Source organism: Salipaludibacillus aurantiacus, assembly GCF_900111295.1.
Classification (GTDB): Bacteria; Bacillota; Bacilli; order Bacillales; family Salisediminibacteriaceae; genus Salipaludibacillus; species Salipaludibacillus aurantiacus.
The window spans coordinates 63,894-88,411 of sequence record NZ_FOGT01000016.1; the positions used below are offsets into that span (position 1 = coordinate 63,894).

General features: G+C 44.2%; 21 protein-coding genes and 1 other RNA gene. 21 read left to right on the top strand and 1 reads right to left on the bottom strand.

Annotation, left to right across the window (positions count from 1 at the left end):
• The first annotated feature begins 48 nt into the window (after positions 1–48).
• The 15 genes from BMW59_RS16705 (at position 49) to moaA (ending at position 16,514) form a co-directional block, all read left to right on the top strand.
• Entirely contained in the window at positions 49–1,710 is a 1,662-nt protein-coding gene (locus BMW59_RS16705) for a sodium:solute symporter family protein (RefSeq protein ID WP_093054622.1), read from the top strand.
• Positions 1,691–3,622 (top strand): DUF294 nucleotidyltransferase-like domain-containing protein, encoded by a 1,932-nt coding sequence (locus tag BMW59_RS16710; protein ID WP_093054624.1) that lies wholly within the window; start codon positions 1,691–1,693, stop codon positions 3,620–3,622. Before BMW59_RS16705 ends, BMW59_RS16710 begins: the two co-directional genes overlap by 20 nt.
• An 88-nt stretch (positions 3,623–3,710) precedes the next feature.
• Entirely contained in the window at positions 3,711–4,370 is a 660-nt protein-coding gene (locus BMW59_RS16715) for a 3'-5' exonuclease (RefSeq protein WP_093054702.1), read from the top strand.
• 144 nt (positions 4,371–4,514) lie between these two features.
• Positions 4,515–6,785 (top strand): DEAD/DEAH box helicase, encoded by a 2,271-nt coding sequence (locus tag BMW59_RS16720; RefSeq protein ID WP_093054626.1) that lies wholly within the window; start codon positions 4,515–4,517, stop codon positions 6,783–6,785.
• A 393-nt stretch (positions 6,786–7,178) separates the two neighbouring features.
• Positions 7,179–8,444 carry a ribonuclease H-like domain-containing protein gene (locus BMW59_RS16725; RefSeq protein ID WP_093054628.1) on the top strand — a complete coding sequence of 422 codons (1,266 nt, stop codon included), beginning with the start codon at positions 7,179–7,181 and terminating at the stop codon, positions 8,442–8,444.
• Positions 8,445–8,457: 13 nt separating this feature from the next.
• Positions 8,458–10,368 (top strand): DUF294 nucleotidyltransferase-like domain-containing protein, encoded by a 1,911-nt coding sequence (locus BMW59_RS16730; RefSeq protein ID WP_093054630.1) that lies wholly within the window; start codon positions 8,458–8,460, stop codon positions 10,366–10,368.
• A 121-nt stretch (positions 10,369–10,489) separates the two neighbouring features.
• Positions 10,490–11,104, top strand: a complete 615-nt coding sequence (locus tag BMW59_RS16735) for a 3'-5' exonuclease (RefSeq protein ID WP_177174402.1) — start codon at positions 10,490–10,492, stop codon at positions 11,102–11,104.
• A 423-nt stretch (positions 11,105–11,527) separates the two neighbouring features.
• Positions 11,528–11,866, top strand: a complete 339-nt coding sequence (locus tag BMW59_RS16740) for a CotD family spore coat protein (protein ID WP_093054634.1) — start codon at positions 11,528–11,530, stop codon at positions 11,864–11,866.
• An 84-nt stretch (positions 11,867–11,950) separates the two neighbouring features.
• Positions 11,951–12,514, top strand: a complete 564-nt coding sequence (locus tag BMW59_RS16745; protein ID WP_093054636.1) for an SLOG family protein — start codon at positions 11,951–11,953, stop codon at positions 12,512–12,514.
• A gap of 60 nt (positions 12,515–12,574) precedes the next feature.
• Complete coding sequence (gene gpsB, locus BMW59_RS16750; protein WP_093054638.1) at positions 12,575–12,892, top strand: cell division regulator GpsB; 318 nt, start codon at positions 12,575–12,577, stop codon at positions 12,890–12,892.
• Between the two features lie 23 nt (positions 12,893–12,915).
• Positions 12,916–13,323: a reverse transcriptase-like protein gene (locus tag BMW59_RS16755; RefSeq protein ID WP_093054640.1), complete on the top strand. Its 408-nt coding sequence runs from the start codon at positions 12,916–12,918 to the stop codon at positions 13,321–13,323.
• A 55-nt stretch (positions 13,324–13,378) separates the two neighbouring features.
• An RNA gene (rnpB, locus tag BMW59_RS16760) (RNase P RNA component class B) lies at positions 13,379–13,764 on the top strand.
• Between the two features lie 142 nt (positions 13,765–13,906).
• Positions 13,907–15,043 (top strand): THUMP domain-containing class I SAM-dependent RNA methyltransferase, encoded by a 1,137-nt coding sequence (locus BMW59_RS16765; protein WP_093054704.1) that lies wholly within the window; start codon positions 13,907–13,909, stop codon positions 15,041–15,043.
• 92 nt (positions 15,044–15,135) lie between these two features.
• On the top strand, positions 15,136–15,378 hold the full coding sequence (locus BMW59_RS16770; RefSeq protein ID WP_093054642.1) for a DUF2564 family protein: 243 nt from the start codon (positions 15,136–15,138) through the stop codon (positions 15,376–15,378).
• 116 nt (positions 15,379–15,494) lie between these two features.
• Positions 15,495–16,514, top strand: coding sequence for a GTP 3',8-cyclase MoaA (gene moaA / locus BMW59_RS16775; RefSeq protein ID WP_093054644.1), 1,020 nt, complete (start codon positions 15,495–15,497; stop codon positions 16,512–16,514).
• Between the two features lie 30 nt (positions 16,515–16,544).
• Here moaA and BMW59_RS16780 read toward each other — a convergent pair whose 3' ends face one another.
• Positions 16,545–16,847 (bottom strand): iron-sulfur cluster biosynthesis family protein, encoded by a 303-nt coding sequence (locus BMW59_RS16780; protein WP_093054646.1) that lies wholly within the window; start codon positions 16,845–16,847, stop codon positions 16,545–16,547.
• Between the two features lie 179 nt (positions 16,848–17,026).
• On the opposite strand from BMW59_RS16780, the gene BMW59_RS16785 reads away from it, so the two are divergent.
• The 6 genes from BMW59_RS16785 (at position 17,027) to parE (ending at position 24,515) form a co-directional block, all read left to right on the top strand.
• Positions 17,027–18,550: a carboxypeptidase M32 gene (locus BMW59_RS16785; protein ID WP_093054648.1), complete on the top strand. Its 1,524-nt coding sequence runs from the start codon at positions 17,027–17,029 to the stop codon at positions 18,548–18,550.
• Between the two features lie 163 nt (positions 18,551–18,713).
• The gene (locus tag BMW59_RS16790) at positions 18,714–19,685 is read left to right on the top strand and encodes an ABC transporter ATP-binding protein (RefSeq protein ID WP_093054650.1); all 972 of its coding nucleotides are present in this window, start codon (positions 18,714–18,716) and stop codon (positions 19,683–19,685) included.
• Entirely contained in the window at positions 19,682–21,235 is a 1,554-nt protein-coding gene (locus BMW59_RS16795) for an ABC transporter permease/substrate-binding protein (protein ID WP_093054652.1), read from the top strand. The genes BMW59_RS16790 and BMW59_RS16795 overlap by 4 nt, the downstream gene beginning before the upstream one ends.
• Positions 21,236–21,340: 105 nt before the next feature.
• Entirely contained in the window at positions 21,341–21,763 is a 423-nt protein-coding gene (locus tag BMW59_RS16800) for a universal stress protein (protein WP_093054654.1), read from the top strand.
• A gap of 18 nt (positions 21,764–21,781) precedes the next feature.
• Positions 21,782–22,192: a CoA-binding protein gene (locus tag BMW59_RS16805; RefSeq protein WP_093054656.1), complete on the top strand. Its 411-nt coding sequence runs from the start codon at positions 21,782–21,784 to the stop codon at positions 22,190–22,192.
• Between the two features lie 346 nt (positions 22,193–22,538).
• On the top strand, positions 22,539–24,515 hold the full coding sequence (gene parE, locus BMW59_RS16810; protein ID WP_093054658.1) for a DNA topoisomerase IV subunit B: 1,977 nt from the start codon (positions 22,539–22,541) through the stop codon (positions 24,513–24,515).
• Positions 24,516–24,518: the final 3 nt, after the last annotated feature.

A 24,518-nucleotide genomic window follows, 5' to 3' on the forward strand; every position in this document is an offset into this window, starting at 1 on the left:
ATAAAAAGGTGAACACGATGGTTGAATTTATAAGGGGGAACCTATTAGATGGATCAACAAGCCTTAGTTTCACTCACGCTGATTATTTTAACATTTGCTCTTTATATTGGTATTTCAATTTACCACCGTGCAAAAGCCACATCTGACTTTTACGTAGCAAGCCGGGGGGTTCCCGCTTTCTGGAATGGTATGGCGATAGGCGGCGACTGGATGAGTGCGGCATCATTTATTGGGATGGCCGGTACGGTCATGCTTCTGGGGTATGACGGCCTGGCTTATATTATGGGCTGGACAGGAGGATATTTGCTCCTCACGTTCCTGTTAGCGCCGCAGCTCAGGAAATATGGGCGTTTTACCGTGCCTGAATTTATCGGTGACCGGTTTGACAGTAATTTCGCGAGGTTAATCGGTGCCATTGCGACGATTATCATCAGTTTTACTTACTTAATCGGACAGTTGTCCGGATCAGGTGTGGTTATCGGACGGCTGCTAAGCATCCCTTCATGGGTCGGGGTGTTAATCGGGGTAGCGATTATCGCCGTGTATGCGACGCTTGGCGGGATGAAAGGAGTAACCTGGACACAGGTTGCCCAATATCTTATTCTAATTACCGCCTATGTTATTCCTATCGTCTTTATGTCCCTTCAGATAACCGGGAATCCGCTTCCCTGGCTGACTTACGGTAATGTGGTTGAAGAACTGGGGGCAATAGACAGGGAACTTGGTTTATCAGAGTATTTTGCACCGTTTGATGAAGGAAGCCGCGCCCAGTTTCTAGCTTTATTGTTTACATTAATGATCGGGACAGCGGCACTTCCTCATGTTATTGTCCGTTTCTATACGGTGGCGACCATGAAAGCTGCCCGGTGGAGCGGTGCCTGGGCCCTGTTTTTTATCGGCATTCTTTATTTATCAGCACCGGTATATGCGGCCTTTTCACGATTTGTCATTATGAACGATGTCGTTGGCCAGCCGCTTGATGATTTGCCCGCCTGGACTGAGCCGTGGCTCAATACGGGTTTACTGGAAGTCACGGCCTCAGGAGAACAAGGAGTACTCATGTGGGAAGATCTTGTCATACACGCTGATATTGTAGTGATGGCGACTCCTGAAATTGCAAATCTTGGCACCTTTGTTATCGGAATGATTGCTGCCGGCGCCATGGCAGCAGCATTATCGACAGCAGGCGGCCTTCTGATTACCGTTTCATCCTCATTTGCACACGATATTTACTACCGGCTTGTTAACCCGAATGCCACAGACAGTACACGCTTGAGAGCGGGGCGGATAGCTATCTTTGCTGCAACGATTGTAGCAGGTTTACTTGCGCTTGACCCTCCGGGAGTGATAACCCAGATCGTCGCATGGGCATTCGCTATTGCCGGAGGAACGTTCTTTCCTGTTCTTTTTCTTGGCGTTTGGTGGACACGGATTAATGCCAAAGGTGCAATTGCCGGAATGCTTGGCGGATTAACCACTACGCTGACCTATATCTTCCTCGCTATGAACGGGTTTGTTCTTTTTGGAATCGGCGACACAGGTGCAGGGGTTTTCGGTGTCACCGTTAATGTTATTCTCGTAATAGTTGTTTCACTTATGACTGAACAGCCTTCTCAGCGTTTAAAAGATGAAGCCATTAATTTAAGGTATCCGGAGCAGATGACTTATGAAGAGGGGCAGGTATGGCTCGATGACACTTCAGGAAAATAAAGAATTTATGAATATGATCGAGAACCATCCGATTTTCAGCGGCGCAAGTGCCGCTGAATTTCGGTCGTTACTGGACCGGTGTGATTTAAAAGCTTATCGGAAAAATGAAAAAGTGCTGTATGCGAAGTCACCCCGGGAAGGGCTGCTGCTTATTCTGGAAGGAATTACGGAAGTATGTGTGCAGACAGGGACAAGCCGTGAAAACAGGGAAGTGCTCGAAGTGCTGGAGGCCGGTGAAATGGTCGGTTTTTCAAGTCTCGCTGATTTTCTGGGCGAACCAAATCCGCACGAAGATTCAGTGACTGTCGAAGTCCATTCCCTTGAACCGTCGGTATGCCTCCATATTCCTTATGAGGTTCTTGAATCAAGGTGGCATGACGAAGACGTCAGAGAGTATGTCCTCCGCCAAGTGGCTGTCAGGCTCAGGGAAATTTATTCATCGCTTGCTGAACAAGTTAAACTGGCTAACCAGTGGGGGGAAAGCGACCCATTCATCCGTCGCGTCCAGGATCTGATGAACGAGCCGGCATTAACCATTAATCAGGACACCCCGGTGGATGAAGTGGCACGGACGATGGTGGAAGCGGGAACGAGTTCCATTCTTGTAACAGGTAAAGAAGAAGAACTGCTTGGAATTATTACTGAAAAAGACCTTGTCCAGCGGGTCGTTTCTGCTGGCGAGGGCAACAAGAAAACAGCGGGAGAAACGGCGACACTCGAGCTTGTGACCATTCAACGGCATGCCTATTATTATGAGGCCATGTCAAGTTTTCTCATGCATCGCGTGAAACACTTGCCGGTAGTAGATGAGAATAGGCGGCCAGTAGGCATGGTTACTTTGTCAGATCTTCTAAGGAAAAAGAATAGGGGACAGTTTAATATCATCCAGGAAATTGAATCGTCAAACGCTGAAACCCTGCCTGATGTGAAACATGCGATTTACAGTGTACTTGGTAATCTCATACAAGATGGCATGCCTGCCTTTCATATTATGGAGGCAATAACGACGCTTTATGACAGACTTGTCTACCATTGTGTGGAAATGGCTGCAGAAGAAGTAAGAAAAGAACATGGAGAACCACCGGTTACTTTTGCCTTTTTTCTAATGGGAAGCGCGGGACGCAGAGAGCAGTTTCTGTTAACGGATCAGGACCACTTTCTCGTTTATGACGACCCGGAAGAAGGCGGGGAAGAGAAAGCTGACACTTATTTTAAAACATTGGGAGAAAAAATTACCTCCTGGATGGAACATGCCGGCTACAAGTTGTGTGATGGAGGGATGATGGCCAGTTTTCCAGCCTGGCGCGGTAATCTGTCGTCTTGGAAAAAACGTCTTCGGTCCTGGGGGCTGCGGGCAACTAATGAAAACATTCTTCTGGGGCACAATTTTTTATCCCTCCGCTTTTTGTACGGAGATGAACGGCTCCATGACCGTTTCACCGGACTGGTTGCAGACCAGCTCGAAAAGTCTCGGATTTTTCTATACAGAGCAGCCGAAGAAGAAAAACAAAATCCTGTCCCCACACTTGACCAGCCCATCCGCGCCTTGTTCAGGATGAAGAAAGAAATGCTTGATATAAAGTTAAATGTTCTATTTCCATTTCATCACTCCCTGCAAATCCTAAGTGCTAAATACGGGATGATTGAGGGCACGCCTAAACAGCAAATAGAGCGGTTAACCGAAGAAAAAGTGTTTAGTGAGAGGTTTGCCGATGAACTTCAGTTTGCTTATGAAGTCATTCTTCATATCCGTGTGTCCCAGGCATGGAAAGCCCATATGCAAGGAGAGAAAGCGTCGAGTAAAATTTATTTCCGCAAAATGAAAACCCGGGATAAAGAAGAACTGATGCTGGCCTTAAAAACGATAAGGTCATTACAAAATCAATTAGCTTCTTCATATGGAATGCCGTAAACCGAAGATGAAACTTGAAAAGGCGGATACAGGATACTATTCCGCCGGCAACATAAATTAGTCATGCAGAGGGAGAGACTCCGCTATGATGTTTTGGAAGAAAAAAAGCTTAGGTTACAAACTCGCCTGTGAACTTCCGCTTAATACACCTATCCGTGACCTGTCATTTACGGTCATGGATACCGAAGCGACCGGTTTTTCCGTAGGGGCCGGTGACCGGCTGATCGAGATCGGCGCCGTACACGTGGACGGCCTTTCAGTCACAGATCATATCTTCCAGACATACGTGAATCCGCAAAGGGCCATTCCGCAAAAAATTACGGAACTTACCGGTATTCAAAAGGAAGACGTGGCAGACGCGCCTGCGGCAGTTGAAGCGATCGAAGCCTTCTGTGACTACGTTGAACAATGCGGCAGCAACGGCTGGGTCGGCCATTATTTAGCCTTTGATCTTCTTGTGTTAAAAAAAGAGCTTCAGCGGGAAAAATACAGTTTTAATGAACCGCCTGCTTTTGACACCCTTGATTTAATCGGATTTATCAGCCCCTCATGGGATATGAGGGACTTGGAACACTATGCCAGAAGTTTTGGCACTAATATTTATGAGAGGCACAGCGCAGTTGGGGACGCTCTTACTACCGCGCACTTATTCGTCGAATTGCTGCGTCTTTTAGAAAGCCAAGGTAAAACGACACTTAATGATTTAATGCTTGTGACGAAAAAAGATGGAAGTTTTCTTTCCTTATAATAGTCTGGTTGACCGGATGCCTGTTCTTATACGAACGGGCATTTTTTGCTGAGGACTTTCTTTCGTCCGCCTCTGATTTATAAACTGAAGTATAGCTTCCAGAACGTATATTCGCTATAATGTTAATGAGCGGGAGGGAAAAATATGTTTGGAAAAAAGACACTGACAGACCTTATAGGGGAGTTAAGAAACGATCCCCAGGTAACCCACTGGCATGAGGTGCCTGAAGAAGAAGCTAAGACCTCACCTATGCCGGAAGATATGCACGAGAAAATTAAAAAAGCTTTAAACGATCGTTTAATAAATGACCTTTATACGCATCAGCGAAGTGCTTACGAGCACGTGATGAGCGGAGAGAATATTACTGCTGTGACACCGACTGCGTCCGGAAAAACATTATGCTATAACTTGCCGGTGCTGCAGCGGCACATGATTAATCCTTCAAGCAGAGCCTTGTATATTTTTCCGACTAAAGCGCTCGCCCAGGATCAGAAATCAGAGCTTAATGAATTTATAGATGAAATGGATGTCAATATTAACAGCTATACGTATGATGGGGACACACCGGCCAACATTCGCCAGGTCGTCAGAAAAGCTGGCCATGTCGTCATTACTAATCCGGATATGCTTCATTCAGCCATACTTCCTCATCACACTAAATGGATCTCCCTGTTTGAAAATTTGGAAACGATAGTTATTGATGAACTGCATACGTACCGGGGCGTCTTTGGCTCCCATGTGGCAAATGTGATCAGAAGACTTAAAAGGATCTGCCGTTACTACGGCAGCAACCCTTCTTTTATTTGCACTTCCGCAACGATCGCTAATCCTGAAGAACTTTCAGAAGAGCTGATAGGGGAACCAGTGCGCCTTATTAATAACAATGGAGCGCCTAAAGGCAGGAAACATTTTGTATTTTACAATCCTCCGGTCGTCCATAAGCAATTAAACATTCGTAAAAACGCCACGAAAGTGGTTAATGATCTGGCTGCCCGTTTTCTGAAAGAAAAGATCCAGACGATCGTTTTTGCGAGAAGCCGGGTGAGAGTGGAAATAATCCTCAGTCATCTTCAGGAACTGGTAAAAAATGAAATAAACCGCCGGTCTATACGCGGTTACAGGGGCGGCTATTTACCTAACCAGCGACGGGAGATTGAAAGGAATTTAAGAAGCGGAGAGACGATTGGCGTTGTAAGCACGAATGCTCTGGAGCTTGGGGTGGATATCGGCCAGCTTCAGGTATGTGTCATGAACGGTTACCCCGGATCAATCGCTTCGAGCTGGCAGCAGGCCGGACGAGCCGGGCGAAGACAGGATGAATCTGTCGTCATAATGGTTGCTAATTCAAGTCCACTCGATCAGTATTTATTCCAGCACCCTGAATATTTCTTTGAAGGATCACCCGAAACTGCCCGTATTAACAAAAATAATCTCATTATATTAGTCGATCATTTAAAGTGTGCCGCGTATGAGCTTCCGTTTAACCGGGGGGATACGTTTGACGGGGAAGATGTAACGGAAATACTTGACTATTTAACAGAAGAGCGGGTGCTTCACGATACTCATACGCAGTGGTTCTGGATGAACGATGCCTTTCCTGCCCATAATATCAGTCTCCGCTCAGCCGCTCAGGAAAATGTGGTGATTATTGACCAGTCTGCAGTGGAAAATCACCGGGTAATCGGAGAAATGGATACATTCAGTGCGCTCACTCTGCTCCATGATGAAGCCATTTACCTTCATGAAGGGACCCAGTACCAGGTCGAGTACCTCGACTGGGATGAAAAGAAAGCGTACGTCCGGGAAGTCGATGTGGAATATTTCACAGATGCGAATCTGGCGGTAAAGCTGAAAGTGCTCGAAATTGACAAAGAAAAACAGGCAGGAAATCATATGATCCAGTACGGGGATGTGATGGTCACAGCGATGGCAACCATTTTTAAAAAAATTAAACTGGAAACCTTTGAAAATATCGGTTCAGGTCCAATTCACTTACCTGAACAGGAACTTCATTCTAACGGGATCGCTTTGACTTTTGCCGACGGGACCTTTAACGATGAACGGGAAGATGTCATCGAACAGGTTCTGATGGGGATGGCCCATGTGCTTCAGCATGTTGCCTGCGTGCATGTGATGTGCGATAAAAATGACTTGCATGCGGTGCCTGAAGTGAAAGCCGTCCATTCCCAGAAGCCGACTGTTTTTCTCTATGACCGTTATCCGGGCGGCATTGGTTTAAGTGAAAGTGTCTATAACCAAATTAATCATATCTTAAAAGAGTCCCTTGATTTTGTCTGGGAATGCCCATGTGAAGGAGGCTGTCCGTCGTGTGTAGGCGTCGGCGGCACAGATTCTTCTTTGCAGGTTAAAAAGTGGGTGCTGAAGCTGGTGAGCCAGGCAGCAAGCTATGATTAATGATGTGATAAGGCGGGAGTTTATTCTCCCGTCTTTTTTAATATTTTGGCTATGATTAGCGCTGGTGGAGTTGCTTCAGGACACTCGCTTGTAAGTTGAAGAATTTGGGTATCAAAAGGTAAGGCTTTTAGATGCCGTAAAAATAGGATTAATACAATTAAATAAAAATAAATCTTTACGTAATCTGACGGTTCACTCTCGGCGAAGGCTTACACCGCAGGTATAAGCGCAACATCAGCTCGACAAAACCTCGCTGTGTTTTCTTTACCCGAGGGCTTGTCTTCAACTGGGAGGTTTGTTTACGTGGGGTAAGCGAAGTTTCTCTTACAGTGGGGCGGTTTATGATACGATAGGTTTATAGAATCAGAAACAACTGCAAGGCAGGTGAGTCGTATGGGTGTAAAATCAAAACTGCTGAGAATGAAAAATCATTTACAGCTGGAAGATAAAAATGAGCCGGCTGCTGATAAAATAGAAACGCCGCCTGCCCCAAAGCAGGATGAGATGGAAACGGCTTTTAAAGACATTGGGTTTGAGCCTTTTTATTTTGACGGGGAGAGGTCTTACAGAAAACGAATCCTCTATCCTTATGCTACTGAACAAGATTATAATCTCTTAACAGATATGGAGCGGATTAAACAGTTTTGGGGCGCAGAGCTCTCGGACCATCCGCTGTCTTTTAACGGAAAAGAGATCGACCGGCTGTTATTTTTTGATACGGAAACGACAGGCTTGTCCACAGGGGCAGGAAATGTGATCTTTTTAATCGGGTACGCCAAATTGAAAAGTGAAGGCATAGAAGTGACACAGCATTTACTGGAAAGCCCTTCAGATGAAGCTGCTTTCTTATCAGGTTTTCTGGAAGACTTCCGGGAAGATGACTACTTGATCAGTTACAACGGAAAATCTTTCGATTGGCCTCAGGTGAAATCCAGACACACTTTTATTAGGAAAGAGCTTCCGAAGCTTCCCGAATTCGGCCATATTGACTTGCTTCACAGCGCGAGAAGGTTATGGAAACATGAACTGCCTTCCTGCAGGCTGTCTATAGTAGAAGAAAAGAAATTAAATATTCGCAGAACAAATGACATTCCCGGCAGTATGGCCCCTATATTATATTTTGATTATTTAAATGATAAAAATCCGTACGAATTAAAAGGGGTCATTGAGCATAACGACCAGGACGTCCGTTCATTAGTTCATTTGTATAAAAACCTGGTAATGAAATTAATATGGGAGAACGAAGTACCTTCTTCCGGGATGGAACACTATTATATGGGAGAGTGGTTTGACAAACTTTCTATTTATGAATGGGCAGAGAAACATTATGAGCATGCTATTCATAAGACAACTACTCCTTTTCCCCAAGTGTATTACAAGCTTGGAGTGATGTATAAGAAATTGGGAGATAAGGAGAAAGCGGGTAAGTACCTGGAGCTTGCTCTTAAACAGGGGGCTTTTCCGCCCGTGGAAGCGTGGATCGAACGTTCGAAACTCGCTGAACATTATGAGAAAGATCCTGCTAAAGCCTATGATTATGCGAAACAGGGCTATCAGTTTATTAAGAAAAACGGGCGGTTCAACGATAAAAAGTATACCAGACAATTAGCTGATTTAAACAAACGTTTAAAACGGCTTGAAAAAAAGCAGGCATTTTAGAGGAGGGAAGCGTATGACCAGTTATGAGAGCTATAAAGATCTGATCCGCCAGCACTTTCCGTTTGACCTGCTGACAGATGATCAATTCAAGCGGTTAATTGACGAATCGAATCGGCAATCCTTCTCCGAAAATGAATTTGTTTTTCATGAAGAAGATGAAGAGATAGAAGTTCATTTCCTGTTAAAAGGGCTGGCAAAAAATGTCCTTCACAGGGAAAACGGACAGCAGTTCTCTGTGCGTTTTTACTACCCCGGCGATTTAATCGGCTTAATGATCTTGCTTGCAGGGGGACAGTTGAATTTTTCAGTCCAGGCGCTGGAAAATTGCGAAACCGTCCAGTTTAAGAAAAGCATCCTTTTGAAAATTATGACTGAAAACGAAGCTTTTTCAAACGTTATATTAAGCGGGATCGGCAACAGAATGAAATCCCTCTATGATGAAATAAAAAAAGAACGGCATGTGACGGATGCTGAGAATATCGGGCTCTTCCGGACAAGGGTACACTCGATCATGGAACGCGCCAAGGCCATTCATCAGAAGCGCACTCTCAAAGAGGCAGCAAGACTTATGACAGAAGAGCGTATGGCCGGTCTCGTCGTCCTGGATGATAAGGAAGAATTAAAAGGTGTTATTACCCAGCAGCATGTGATCCGGGGGTTTCTCCAAGGCCAAAGCAGCGACAACGTCACTGAATGGATGGAAGACAAGCCCCATACGATACAGGAAGGCGCCTTCAGTTACGAAGTGCTTACCTTTTTTAAAGATGACTATATTGATCTGGTGCCTGTGATGAACGGCGAACGTGTCGTTGGTATTCTGATGGCTGAATCATTTCTTCAGTTACAGGATTCCAAATATTTGAATTTATCCTACCGTCTTCAGCATGCTAAAAAAGTAAAGGAACTGGCTCACCTTTCCCCAAAAAATAATGAAGATTTCCTCTCGTTCACTGAAGCTTTATTAAATGAGCGGACGCATCCATCGGAAGTATGTGAGTTTATTTCAAATTACAATGACCAGATTCACAGGAAAGTGATTCAATTCGCTTTGCGGGACATGCTTAAGGAAGGGTACGGAAAACCCCCGGTTAATTATTGCTTTGTCGTCATGGGGAGTCAGGGAAGAAAAGAACAGGCGTTCAGTACGGATCAGGATAATGCCCTCATTCTGGATAACTATCAGCATCTTTCCTATAAAAGAGAGGTAGAAGAGTTCTTCCACCGTTTTGCAGCCAAAATAAACGAGGCTCTTGCAGAGTGCGGGTTTCCTGAATGTTCAGGAGGAATTATGGCCAAAGAGAGGAAATGGTGCAGAGAGATTAGTGAATGGAAAAGCGAAGTAGTGAACTGGGTAAAAAAAGCAGACAGCCAGGAAATTCGCGATTTCACTATATTTATTGATTACAGACCAGTCTACGGAGACTTCACGTTAGCTGAGAAGCTGAGAGACGATATTAATGAGCCGGTTAAAAAAGGCAAAATTCTGCATGCGATGCTTATGAAAGATACAATTCGGTTTCGGGTCCCTATTAACGCGCTTGGAAGGATTTCAGTTAAAGGGAAGAAGAAGACGATTGATCTGAAGAAATCGGCGTTAATGCAAATCGTCAATGGGGTCCGTATCTTTGCTATCCGTTATGGAATTACGGAAGTGAGTACCGCTGCTAGGCTGGACAGGCTGGAAGAACTGGAAATATTCCATCCAAGAGATGTTAAGAATGCGAAGCTTGCAATGGATTACCTTCATTATTTCAGAATAATGGAAAATATATCCCAGCTGCGGAAAAATGAGCCTCTTTCTAATATGATCTCGCCTTTAAAGCTGGATAAAGATGAAAAGAAGCAATTAAAAGATGCTCTGTTTATCGCTAAACGTCTTCAGCAAATGAGTGAATTAAGCTTTGCAAAGAATCGGGGAATTTAATATGGAAGCTTCAGTTCTGCAGATTTTTAGATATTTGCTTTTAGATTGGCATCGGTTTAACCACCATAAAAATTTATGGATTTTGCGTAATAGAAAGCAATTTTCCCAGGTGGCCGATAAAATGCTCAGAGCCGGTAAACGGACAGACTTCGAGAACGTTCCTTTTCATGATCTGTCTTTTACTGTTTTTGATCTTGAGACGACCGGCTTTTTTCCAAAGATCGGCGATGAAGTTATCTCAATTGGGGCAGTAAAAATAAATCTTAACCATATCAGCTTCCCTGAACAATTTTATGAAGTGGTTCGTCCTGTAAAAATGCCATCTAAACAAATAAGGGAGCTGACCGGTCTGAGTGCCTCACAAATAAAATCCGGAAAACCGTTTCCTTCTGCTATGCTTAACTTTCTCGACTTCTCCCGCCACACGATCCTGGTTGCCCATCCTGCCAGTTTCGACGTCCACTTTCTGTATGAATTGGCAAAGAGGTGGGGACTGCCTCCTTACCTGCCAAGGGCGGTAGATTCATATGAACTGGCGAATTATATCTTCCCAGGGGAAAAAAATTCGCTCGATCAGCTGATCTTAAAACTTGAAGTGGAAAATAAATTAAGACACCACGCCTTAAATGATGCGTTTATGACTGCTGAAATATTTTCCAAACTAATGGATGAATTGAAAAACAGGGGAATACATACATTAAAGGAATATAAAGAGGCAAGGGCGCATAAGAAATAAAGTCGAGTTAATCGAGCCTGCCGGCTTTTTTAACCGGAAATATTCCCCCGGTTCCGGAAAAATAACACGCCTATTTCCCGGGTAAGCGCAAAAAAACAGCTTTTTCGACCATCTTGGCCGCTATTTCTTTAGAATTAGGAAAATAAGCGAACTTATTTGTTAAATTGTGACGAATTAAGAGAAACTTATTGATATTTTAGACAATATTCTTTATATTATTTTTTGGAGAACATTATATTTCTAACCAAGATTTGTTTGAACAGGGGAGAGAAAGTCATGGCTAAGTTGTTTGTATGTTTATTTTTTTTAGTGATCGGCAGCACTTTTATGCTTTTTCAGTAAAAAATAGGTTAATCCACTAGTACATGTTGAAGGGCGCAGACATACGTTGATATTGAACCTAAAATTAAAGGAGGATATCAAATGTTTGGACGTCGCCCGTGTACTAGACCTCAAGTGTTAGGCACACAAGTTTGCCCGACTAGACAGAATGTTCGAAATCTGCAGTGTGATTACATTGTCCCTGTGGTGCATCCGTCACACACGACTAATGTAGTAAATCACCGTTACAATTTCCAGCACAGTTATCCGCATACTGAATCAAGAGTTGACAGAATCCAAAACTTCCACACGACGGCAGGTCCTGGACCCGGCCAGGTAGCAGGAGCCGCTACAGGCCCGTTTGGCCCAGGTATGGGGCCAGGTATGGTGGCAGGAGCTAATATGGGACCTTGGGGTCACAGAAAGAAATGCGGATGGTAAGGGATGTAAAATAAGCGGATCGGCCTCCGGCTGATTCGCTTTTCTTTTTCAGGAGGATGGAAGCCGCAGAAAGGATGGTTAACCATGTATGACGTTTTGGCCGTTACGGGATATAAGCCCCATGAAATCGGAATTTTTAATGAAAAGCACGACCAGCTGCCGTATTTAAAAAAAGCGCTGGCTAAAAAAATCACCAGTTTAAAAGAAGAATATGATATCAAATGGGTCATTACGAGCGGACAGCCGGGCGTCGAGCTGTGGGCGGCAGAAGCTGTCATTGACATGAAAGACATGTACCCGGATCTCAGGCTTGCTACGCTGGCTCCCTTCCATGAGCAGGAAGAACGTTTTCCTGAAGCAGTTAAAGCATTATACGAGACTGTCTGGCAAAAGAGTGATTACAGAGATTATATTACGAAAAGGCCGTATGACAGCCCGGCTCAATTAAGGCTTAAAAATGAATTTATTGTCCAGAAAAGCCATGCGTCTCTCGTATTATATGACGAGGCTACAGAAGGGACGCCGAAATTTTTTCTGTCTTCCGCATTAAAAAAGCAGCAGCAGGAAGATTACCCAATCATTTATTTAACTCCCGACGATATAGAAGAAATGATCAGGGAAGAACTGGATGACCGAAGCTGGAATTGACAAGAACGCTTTATTCTGAAAAAATAAAGGGTAAATGATGGTACATATGAGGTGAACACTGTGGATAATAAACAAGTTTCAAAGCTGACTAAGAATGAAATTTATGAAAAAGATTTTAAAACAAGCATGCGCGGATACAACCAGGACGAAGTCGACCAGTTTCTTGATGATATAATAAAAGATTACGAGGCTTTTGAAACCCGGATTCAGGAGCTGCAGCAGGAGAATGAGCGCTTGAAAAAAGAAACCGTGACTCTCAGCGAACAAACGAAAAAGCAGCCGCCGGCCCAGCCTGCCGCCGGCAATACTAATTATGATATTTTAAGAAGACTGTCCAACCTGGAGAAACATGTGTTCGGCAGTAAACTTTACGATTAAAGCGGCGAAAGGAGTTCATACGGTTGATAGAAGTTTATATTGATGGAGCCAGCGCCGGTGATCCGGGCCCTTCTGGAGCCGGAGTATTTATAAAAGGGAATGGCTATCTTATCCGTCAATCGTTTCCTCTTCCGGAAATGTCTAATCATGAAGCTGAATTTCACGCATGCCTGAAAGCTTTAGCTATTTGTAAGGCACACGGTTTTAAGATTATTTCTATACGGTCTGATTCAAAAACAGTGGTTGAAGCGGTAGAAAAAGAATACGTAAGGAATATGTCTTTCAGAGCTTTATTGGACAGCATCCTTTATGAGATGGCCCACTCGTTTGATTATGCCTTTATTAAGTGGATTCCAGGCAAATTAAATAAGGAGGCTGACCTGCTGGCTAAAAAAGGTGTGCAGAACGCGATGGAAAATAACAACAGTTGATTAATAAGCTGTGCTGTGGTATTATAGAAAATGTTGTTCTAAACGACATCCATTTGTGTTTGGGTAATCGCTGCACTGTTTCAGTGTAGAGGAAAGTCCATGCTCGCACAATCTGAGATGATTGTAGTGTTCGTGCCTGACGAAGTCATAAGTCAGGGTAGTCTGGTTGCAGGCTAACGGCAGGAGACTTACCTACGTTTAGTTTCTAAATATGGTAAGTGTGCCTTGAAAGTGCCACAGTGACGTAGTCTGTCTGGAAACGGACAGAGTGGAACGAGGTAAACCCCGCGAGCGAGAAACCCAAAATTTGGTAGGGGCACCCCTGAAAAGGAAATGAACGGATCAGGGGACAGAGATAATTCTGTAGACAGATGATTACCACTTTTGTACGAGGGATGACGCCCGTTTGAAGTACGAAGGAACAGAACATGGCTTACTAAACACAAATGGCGTCTTCATACTGTTATATTAACTCCACGATGCATCTTCATCGTGGAGTTTTTACTTTTTAAAAGAGCATCCTGTATACTAGGTGCGGATACAGTAAAACAAACACCGAGAAAAAGAAGGGAAGGATTTGACCTTGAATACCGTTACATTAATTGCCACCGCTGCCATGGGACTTGAAGCGATTGTGGCTAAAGAAGTTCGCGAATTAGGATATGAAAATGTCACTGTAGAAAATGGAAAAGTAATTTTTAAAGCTCATCCAAAAGCGGTTGCCCGGACAAATTTATGGCTGCGTACAGCAGACAGAGTAAAAATACTGGTAGGGGAATTTAAAGCAGAGAGCTTTGAGGAACTGTTTGAAAACACAAAAGCTCTCCCATGGGCCGATTATCTGTCTGCAGATGCGGAATTCCCTGTCATTGGCAGATCGGTAAAATCAAAGCTGTTCAGTGTACCTGACTGTCAGGCGATCGTAAAAAAAGCGGTGGTTGAAAGCATGAAGCAAAGCTATAATGTCCAGTGGTTTGAGGAAAAAGGCGCCCTGAACCGGATTGAAATTTCACTTCATAAAGATACCGCCAGCTTAACAATCGATACAAGCGGCACCGGCCTTCATAAACGTGGCTACAGATACTTACACAACGAAGCACCATTGAAGGAAACGCTTGCCGCAGCTATGATCCAGTTAACTAACTGGCATGCAGACAAGCCGTTTTACGATCCATTCTGCGGATCAGGGACACTTCCAATTGAAGCGGCTATGATCGGACAGAATATTGCACCGGGTGTTAACCGGTCGTTTTCTTTTGAAAACTGGCACTGGTATGACCAAAGATGGATGGATGACGCTCTTGAGGAAGCAGAAAACCTGGCTAAATATGATCAGCCGTTAAACATTCTCGGAGCAGATATCGACCATAAAATGATTGACCTGGCTAAAAATAATGCGATGGAGGCCGGCTTTCCTGATCAAATCACTTTTAAGCAAATGCAAGTCAAAGACTTTCATACAAAAGATGAATTCGGTGTCGCTGTCGGCAACCCTCCTTACGGTGAACGGATGAAAGAAAAGCCGTATGTTGAAAACCTTTACCGTGAATTAGGACGAGCACTGAGGCCGCATGACACCTGGTCTGTTTATATCATTACTTCCCACCCTCATTTCGAAAAGCTTTACGGTGCTAAAGCAACAAAAAAACGGAAACTGTATAACGGGAATATAAAAACGGACTTTTACCAGTTCTGGGGAAAGCGCCCCGGTTCAAAATAAGCTCGGTTACCATCTTTTCTCTCTTTTGGGCATATATTCAGCAGGCAGGCATATACTATAGAAAACTGCTGAAAAGGGAAAGGGTGAGGAGTATGACTGAGGAATACAGTAATATAGAGCAAGTTGAACTTGCTATCCAGGCGGCAGAACGAATGGTAGGACAAGCCACGATGAGCATGGATCAGCAGCAGCTCGAAAATGCCACTCGCGCGTTGGCCGAGGCAAGGAGACAGCTGGAGCAGGCGAAGCTGATGAAGTTAAATGACCATTTGCTGCAATACTCTTCTTCACGTATTAACCGGTTATCCCATCAGGTGGAAGAAGAACGGGATTAGTATCGGATTGACAGGTAACTACTATCAGTTTGTTGCAAATTTAAGAAACTTGGTCTCATCCCCTTGTACTTGAAAAATAATACAACGTATAATGGAAGTATTAAGGGGATGGTCGAATGAATAAATTCATGACTGATAAATTAGGAAGACCATTAAGAGATCTGCGCATTTCCGTGACAGATCGCTGTAATTTCCGCTGCCGCTATTGTATGCCGCCGGAAATCTTCGATAAAAACTTTAAATTCCTTCCAAAAAAAGAGATCCTGACGTTCGAAGAGATAACCAGGGTTTCCAATATACTTGCTGAAAGAGCAGGGATCAAAAAACTTCGGATCACCGGTGGTGAGCCGATGATGCGCCATAACGTGTCGAGACTGATCAGCATGCTGAACGAGATCGACAATATTAATGACATCGCGATGACAACAAACGGGGCTCTTCTCCCCGGGCATACGGAAGGGTTAAAACAGGCTGGCCTGAACCGGGTCACGATCAGCCTGGATTCTCTCAATGATGAAAAATTCCGTTATATTAACGGGCGCGATATCAGTGTCTCAAAAGTGCTTGATGGCATAGAAGCGGCCGAGGACGCAGGCCTTCAGGTGAAAATTAATATGGTTGTCAAGCGGGGGATGAATGAAGAAGACATTCTTCCTATGGCGCGCCACTTTAAGGATTCCAAAATCATTTTACGTTTCATTGAGTATATGGATGTAGGAAACGCCAATGGGTGGAAACTTGACCATGTTGTCAGCAAGAAAGAAATCTTCAGCATTATTAATAAAGAATTACCTATTGAACCGGCTGACCCTAATTATACCGGAGAAGTCGCAGACCGGTTCGTATTTAAAGATAATGGCAATGAGATCGGTATTATCTCTTCTGTAACAGATGCTTTCTGTTCTACCTGTTCAAGGGCCCGGCTGTCTGCGGATGGCAAGCTGGTCACCTGCCTGTTTGCATCGGGCGGCCATGATCTGCGTGATATTCTCCGATCAGATGCTGACGATGAAGAAGTGGCTGAACACATCCGGCAGATCTGGGAAAAAAGAGACGATCAATATTCCGCCGAACGACTCAAGCATACAGACAAAAAACAAATCAGGAAAATTGAGATGTCGCACATTGGCGGCTAGTCTAAACCGGGGTAAAACTTTTACCCCGGTTTATTTTGGGTTAATGACGTCATCAATGCGCTCATTAATAAATGTCACTTCTCCAAAGTCATGATGATAGTCAATGGTCATTCCGTCAAAATACCATTGATCATCTTCTGTTATGCAAAACAGCAAGCCGCCTTTTTCTACCGTCACATAGTCTTTTTCCGGGATCCCTCTGTGAATACCTGCCGAAAAACCGCCTGATCCTACGCCTCCGACTCTGACATATAACGTTAACGAGTCCCCTTTTATTAATTCCATTTCTTTTTTATAAAACTCAAGAGCCTCATCGGTAATCGTAAAATTCATATACACTTCTGTCCTTTCATATACAAGACTTTCAGTCCATTATAACAAACCGTTAATTATTGTGCGGGTATGAACAAAGATGAATTTTTCACTGGAAAAAGGTATGATAAAGGAGGGTGAAATCAGGAAGTGTTAACCACCCTTTACATAAAACGGGTACCGGAAGGAGAAGGACTTGTATGCAGACAGAATCACCTGCTATTGAAAAAGAATTTATGGAGTACGTTAAGAAAATCAGCCATTATAATGAAGCAGTAGGACTTATCGCGTGGGATTTACGAACAGGAGCACCGAGAAAAGGCGCCGCTCAGCGTTCGGAAGTATTAGGTTCCCTGTCGTCTGAAATATTCGCTATGTCCACTTCAAAGGACATGAAGAATTACTTAACTGAACTGCGTCAGGAGAGTAACTGGGAGCAATTGGACGAGGTAACAAAGAAAACAGCAGAAGAATGCGAAAAACAGTTAAAGAAATTTGAAAATATCCCCCCTGAAGACTATAAAGACTATGTGATCCTTACTTCAAATGCAGAGGTAGCCTGGGAAACTGCGAAAGACACAGCTGATTTCGACTCATTTAAACCTTATTTAGAGAAAATTGTGGCGTATAACCGCAAATACACCGAATGGAAAGGTTATGAAGGCAATAAGTATAACGCGTTGCTGGATGATTACGAGCCGGGTTTAACTGTTGATGTCATCGACGAAGTGTTCGGAAAATTAAAAGAGGCGCTCGTCCCTCTCGTAAAAGAAATAACGAATGCTAAGGATCAGCCTGAAACAGATTTTCTGTTTAAGCCGTTCCCTGCAAAAAAACAGGAAGCTCTAAGCCGTGAAATACTGGAAAATATGAGTTATGACTTTGAGGCAGGCAGGCTCGATACGACGGTTCATCCGTTTGCTATCGGACTGAATCCCGGCGATGTCAGAGTAACCACCAAGTATGATGAGAATGACTTCAGAACCGCCGTGTTCGGCACGATTCATGAAGGCGGACACGCCCTGTACGAACAAAATGTGGATAAAAAATATACCGGTACGCCTCTCTGCACAGGAACTTCCATGGGTATTCATGAATCCCAGTCTCTGTTCTGGGAAAATTTTGTTGGCCGGCATTATGCTTTCTGGGAGAGATATTACGACCTTTTGAAAAAGTATGCCGAAGGGCAGTTTGATAACGTCGGCCTGGAAGACTTTTACCGGGGAATTAATGTAGCCGGTCCATCTTTGATCAGAATAGAAGCTGATGAGATGACGTATTCCCTGCATATTATCGTTCGTTACGAACTGGAAAAAGCGTTAATAAATGAAGAACTGGAAGTGGCGGACCTTCCGGAGGCGTGGAATAATAAAATGGAAGAACTTCTCGGAGTCCGGCCGGAACATGACGGAGAAGGCGTTCTTCAGGATGTCCACTGGCCGAGCGGAGCTTTTGGCTATTTCCCTTCCTACGCCTTAGGTTACGTCTATGCGGCCCAGCTAAAGAAGGCCATGTTAAAAGACTTGCCTGATTTCGATAATTTGCTGAAAAAAGGAGACTTGGCTCCCGTAAAAGATTGGCTTACGGCTCATGTTCACCAGTTCGGCAAAAGCAAAAAGCCGCTCGATATATTGAAAGATGCCACAGGTGAAGAGATCAATCCGGATCATCTCATTGACTACTTGAGCACTAAATATCGACAAGTTTACGGCCTGTCATTATAATAAAAATAAAGAAGCCGCTATAGTGGCTTCTTTTCTCTTTTTTTAAGCAGACGAGTTTAAAGCCTTACGAAAAAGTGAAATAGTAAGTAGGATTGTATGGCTTTTTACCCACTTGCCCTGATCATTCTATTAAAAACAGCAACAGAAGGAGTTGTCATTATGCATGATTGAATTTGCTAATGTATCAAAAGTATTTAACGGTGGGACTAAAGCAGTCAACGACGTAAGCTTTAAAGTGAAAGAAGGAGAAATATTTGTACTCATCGGGCCGAGCGGCTGCGGAAAAACGACGACATTAAAAATGATTAACCGTCTGATTGATTCATCAGAGGGAACCATTCGGGTCCATAATGAAAATATACAGGACATGAATATAAAAAAGCTCCGCTGGAACATCGGCTATGTTCTCCAGCAAATTGCACTCTTTCCGCACATGACGATTAAAGAAAATATCGCCGTTGTCCCTGAACTTATTAAATGGCCCCAAGAGAAGATCGACAAAAGAGTAGATGAACTGCTGGAGATGGTCGGTCTCGACCCGGGTACATACAGAGACCGAAAACCAGACGAACTATCCGGAGGCCAGCAGCAGCGTATAGGAGTGGTACGTGCTTTAGCGGGTGATCCGGATATTATCCTGATGGATGAGCCTTTCAGTGCGCTCGACCCGATCAGCAGGGAACAATTACAGGAAGATATTAAAAAACTGCAGGAAGAAATTAAAAAGACAGTCGTTTTCGTCACTCATGATATTGAGGAAGCTTTAAAGCTGGGACATCATATCTGTCTAATGAAAGACGGAAAAGTTGTCCAAATCGGGGCACCAGCGGAACTGCTTGAAAATCCGGCGGATGAGTTCGTAAAAGAGTTTCTCGGTGACAGAAAAGATCCGTGGGCAGAAAAGGTATCCTCGTTACTGCCGGATGAAGCACCGGCAGAACATACACACACGCCCGCTTCAAAAGTGTCTTCTGAAGCGACTGTAAGAGAAGCCCTCGAGCAATTAAAGCACTCGTCTGAAAACTCGTTGGCAGTTTACGAAGGCGAAACCTATAAAGGGGATGTGGGCTACAAAGAGATCACTCTCTATCTGGAGCGGAACCAGTCCACCTTGAAAGGGGGCTCCTCTTTATGATTGTGTCAGGCATTCAGCCCTTTTTTCAGCTTTTTCAGCAAAGACAGGACTTACTGATTACTGCTCTCTGGGAGCACGTCCACATGTCACTTATTTCGTTACTTTTTGCCGTGTTTATTGCTGTACCATTAGGGATTCTGCTGGCCCATTACCGTAAGGGGGCAGAACCGGTCATCGGGACGACAGCCGTCTTGCAGACCATACCGAGTCTTGCTCTTCTCGGTTTTCTGATTCCTTTTCTCGGCATCGGCACCACGCCGGCAATTGTTGCTCTAACAGCTTACGCACTTATGCCTATCTTGAGAAACACTTATACAGGCTTAAAAGCAGTGGATCCCGCCTTAATGGAAGCTTCCAGGGGAATGGGCATGGGAACGCTGCAGCAATTGCATAAAATTCAGCTTCCTTTAGCCATGCCGACGATTATGGCAGGAATACGGACAGGGATGGTGCTTATTGTCGGTACAGCTACACTCGCAGCATTAATTGGAGCGGGGGGGCTTGGGGATTTAATTATGCTTGGGATTAACAGAAGCAATAATTATTATATCCTGCTTGGAGCCATTCCAGCTGCCGCTCTGGCCCTACTCTTTGATGCGGTCCTAAGGATTACGGAGAAAAAATCGCAAGGATCCACGCTTATGCCTGTCTTTGTGGTGATAGGGGCAGCCTTGCTGCTTGTTGTTGTACCTCCGGTTTTAAACGCGGTTGGTTCAGGAGATGACGAGGCTGAAGAGATTGTAATTGCCGGAAAATTAGGCGCCGAACCGGAAATTATTATTAATATGTACAAACTGCTGATTGAGCAGGATACGGATTTACAGGTCACTCTCGAACCTGGAATTGGAACGACAGATGTGGCTTTTCAGGCTGTGAGAACCGGAGACATCGACGGGTACTTTGAATTCACAGGTACAGCGATAGCCGACCTTCTAGGAGAGACAGTTGAAAGCAATGACGAAAGAGCAGCATTTGAACAGGCAAGAGACGGTATGTATGAGGAATTTAACCTCGTCTTCCTCGAGCCTTTAGGCTATCAGAACACGTATGCCATTGCTGTCACAGAAGAAATGGCAGAGGAGTTGAATCTGGAGACTATTTCTGACCTTCAGGAATATGAAAATGATTTGACCGCGGCATTCACTGTGGAGTTTACAGATCGGGCAGACGGGTATCCTGGTATACAGGAAACTTATGGGATAGACTTTGCTGAAGTTCAGACTATGGACCCCGGCTTAAGACTTGGCGCCTTAGTGTCCGGAGATGCTGAAGTCATCGACGCCTACTCCACTGATGCTTATATGCGTGAGTATAACTTAGTCGCTCTCGAAGACGATGAAAATTTGTTCCCGCCATTTAATGGGGCTCCTTTATTCAGGGAAGAAGTCATTGCTGAATACCCAGAGATTGAAGAGATTCTGAATCAGCTGGCTGGTAAAATTACTGAAGAAGAAATGCAGGATATGAATTACCAGGTTGATGAAGAAGACGCCAATGCGTCAGATGTTGCAAGAGAGTATTTAACGAATGAAGGCCTTCTCACTGAGTAAAAAAACAGGATTGGAAAGGGTCTTTGCCTTTTCCTTTTCTGTTTTTTCAAATAATATTAAGTTATAATGGGAGTTGATATATTTTCCAAGGAGGCGGTGGAGGGGATGTTTAAACGAATATTATTAGCAGGGGACGGCTCTGCCCATTCGTTGCGGGCTTGCGAAAAGGCGGTTTATTTAGCTAAACAGACTGAAGGGAGTTCAATTACGCTGATTCATGTGGTTGATGACATTCCATCACGCTCAGACGTGATGGATGAGGAAATGAAACTGAGGGACATTCCCGATCACCGTAAACAGCGTGTTTTTCCCCTTCAGGAGATGATTCATAAAGAGACGATTCCTTTAACTGTTAAACACACGTTTGGGGACCCGGGCCCTACTATTGTCAGAGAAGCGAACGATGGAAACTATGATGTCGTCGTTATCGGAAGCAGGGGGCTCAATCAGTTTCAGCAAATGGTTTTAGGAAGCGTCAGCCATAAAGTAGCAAAGCGGGCGTCTTGTCCAGTCCTGCTTGTCAAATAATCAGACAGGAGTGATTGTATGCAAAACCCATCACAGGAAGAAATCAGAAAGATTTTAGAAGATGCAAAACGAATTGCTATTGTCGGCCTGTCCGATAACCCAGCCCGGACGTCCAACCAGATTGGCGAAGCACTTATGAAGGCTGGCTACGAAATTATCCCCGTTAATCCGACGGTCGATGAAGTGTTCGGCATTAAAGCTGTCTCATGTGTCACAGAAATTGAAGGAGATATAGACATCATTAATGTATTCAGACGCAGTCAATTTCTCCCTGAAATAGCTGAAAAAGCAGTTCAGACAGATGCTAAAGTCTTCTGGGCCCAGTTGGGACTGACGAATGAGAAGGCCTATGACATTTTAAAAGAAGCGGATAAAACAGTTATTATGGACCGATGTATTAAAGTGGATCATGCCGTTTTAGTTAAATAACACACACCTGGCAGCTGAAACAGCTGCCTTTTTTTATTCCGGCAAAAATAAAACTTTTATTTTACCGAGCTAAATTTGACAAATTCCTTAAAAAACATATATTTTAGTTAAGTGAAGGTCCAATACCTTCCAATACCCCTGGTATGACTGGGATGAGAGATATTTACGGGGCTATTCTTCCGTGGGGATCTAACTTAAAACAGTGATAAAGCAACACTATTCGCCAGACGCAGGCAAGGGTAAAACCACGCCTTATTAAAGGTTAGTTATCGAAACCTCGCCACAGTTGTGGTATCTTAGATAGTAGTCTGAGAACGGATCGGTACACAGAAAGGGGAAAGAAGCATTGTCACCAAAACAAACATTTGATTATAACGATGATGCCATTCAGGTGCTCGAAGGCTTGGATGCTGTCCGAAAGCGCCCGGGAATGTATATAGGCAGCACCGATTATCGCGGCCTCCACCATTTGGTGTTTGAAATTGTAGATAATTCTGTAGATGAAGTTCTTGCAGGGTACGGGAATACAATCACCGTCAAAATACATAAAGACGACAGTATCAGTGTAAAAGATGAAGGAAGAGGATACCCGACCGGCATGCACCAAACAGGAAAACCAACACCGGAAGTTATTCTGACGGTGTTACACGCGGGAGGAAAATTCGGCCAGGGCGGTTATAAAACGAGCGGCGGGCTTCACGGAGTTGGAGCTTCAGTTGTGAACGCTCTTTCAGAATGGCTTGAAGTGACTATTCATAGAGACGGTTCTATTTACCGGCAGCGTTTTGAAAAAGGCGGCAGACCGGTTACTACACTTGAAGCGATCGGTAAAACACGTAAAACAGGTACCACTGTCCATTTTAAACCGGACCCGACTATTTTCAGTACCACATCATATCACTATGACACGCTTGCAGAACGTCTTCGGGAAGCTGCTTTTCTTTTAAAAGGGGTCAAAATTGAGCTGATCGATGAACGGCCTGACCAGGAAGCCGATAAAGAAATTTTTCAATATGACACCGGACTTGAAGCCTTTGTTTCCTATTTGAATGAAGATAAAGAAACCCTTCACCCTGTGGTGTCTTTCCAGGGCGAACAAGCTGAAATAGAAGTTGATTTTGCTTTTCAGTACAATGACGGATTTACAGAGAACATGCTCTCGTTTGTTAACAATGTGCGCACTAAAGATGGCGGCACGCATGAGTTAGGCGCTAAAGCAGCGATTACACGAGTTGTAAATGAGCATGCGAGGAAACTGCAGCTTCTTAAGGAGCGGGCCAAAAACCTTGACGGAAATGATATTCGTGAAGGCTTTACAGCGATTATTTCAGTCAGGGTGCCGGAAGAAAAGCTTCAGTTTGAAGGACAGACAAAAGGCAAGCTCGGGACGGCGGAAGCACGCTCTGCTGTCGACAGTGTGATTTCAGAAAAACTGGCTTTCTTTTTAGAAGAAAATCCTGAAATCAGCAATAATTTGATCAGAAAAGCTATTAAAGCATCCCAGGCGCGTGAAGCTGCCCGTAAAGCAAGGGAAGAAGCAAGAAGCGGGAAGAAAAATAAACGAAAAGACGCTATGCTCAGCGGTAAACTTACGCCCGCCCAGTCAAAAAATCCTCAGAGAAACGAATTATACTTAGTCGAAGGGGATTCCGCAGGAGGCTCAGCAAAACAGGGAAGAGACCGGAAGTTCCAGGCCGTTCTTCCTCTGCGCGGGAAAGTTATCAACACTGAAAAAGCAAAACTTGCTGATATTATGAAAAATGAAGAAATCCGGACGATTATTTATGCGATTGGCGGCGATGTAGGTCCTGATTTCGATATCTCTAATATTAATTATGACAAGATCGTTATTATGACTGACGCCGACACAGACGGCGCTCATATTCAGGTTCTTTTACTAACGTTCTTCTACCGTTATATGAGACCTTTAATTGAAGCAGGCCGCGTCTATATCGCTCTGCCTCCTTTATATAAAGTCAGTAAAGGGTCGGGTAAAAAAGAAAAGGTTGAATATGCCTGGGACGAAGGTGGTTTAAAAGAAGCCATTCAGAAAGTCGGTAAAGGGTATATTCTCCAGCGCTATAAGGGGTTAGGAGAAATGGATGCTACCCAGCTTTGGGAAACGACAATGGACCCGGAAACGAGAACTCTGGTGAGGGTCACAATTGATGATATTGCAAGGGCCGAGCGTCACGTCTCTACCTTGATGGGAGACAAAGTAGAACCGCGAAGAAAATGGATTGAACGTAATGTGGCCTTCGGACTTGATGAAGAAACAAATATACTTGAAAACGACAATTTATTAGTAGCAGAGGAGGAGTAATCC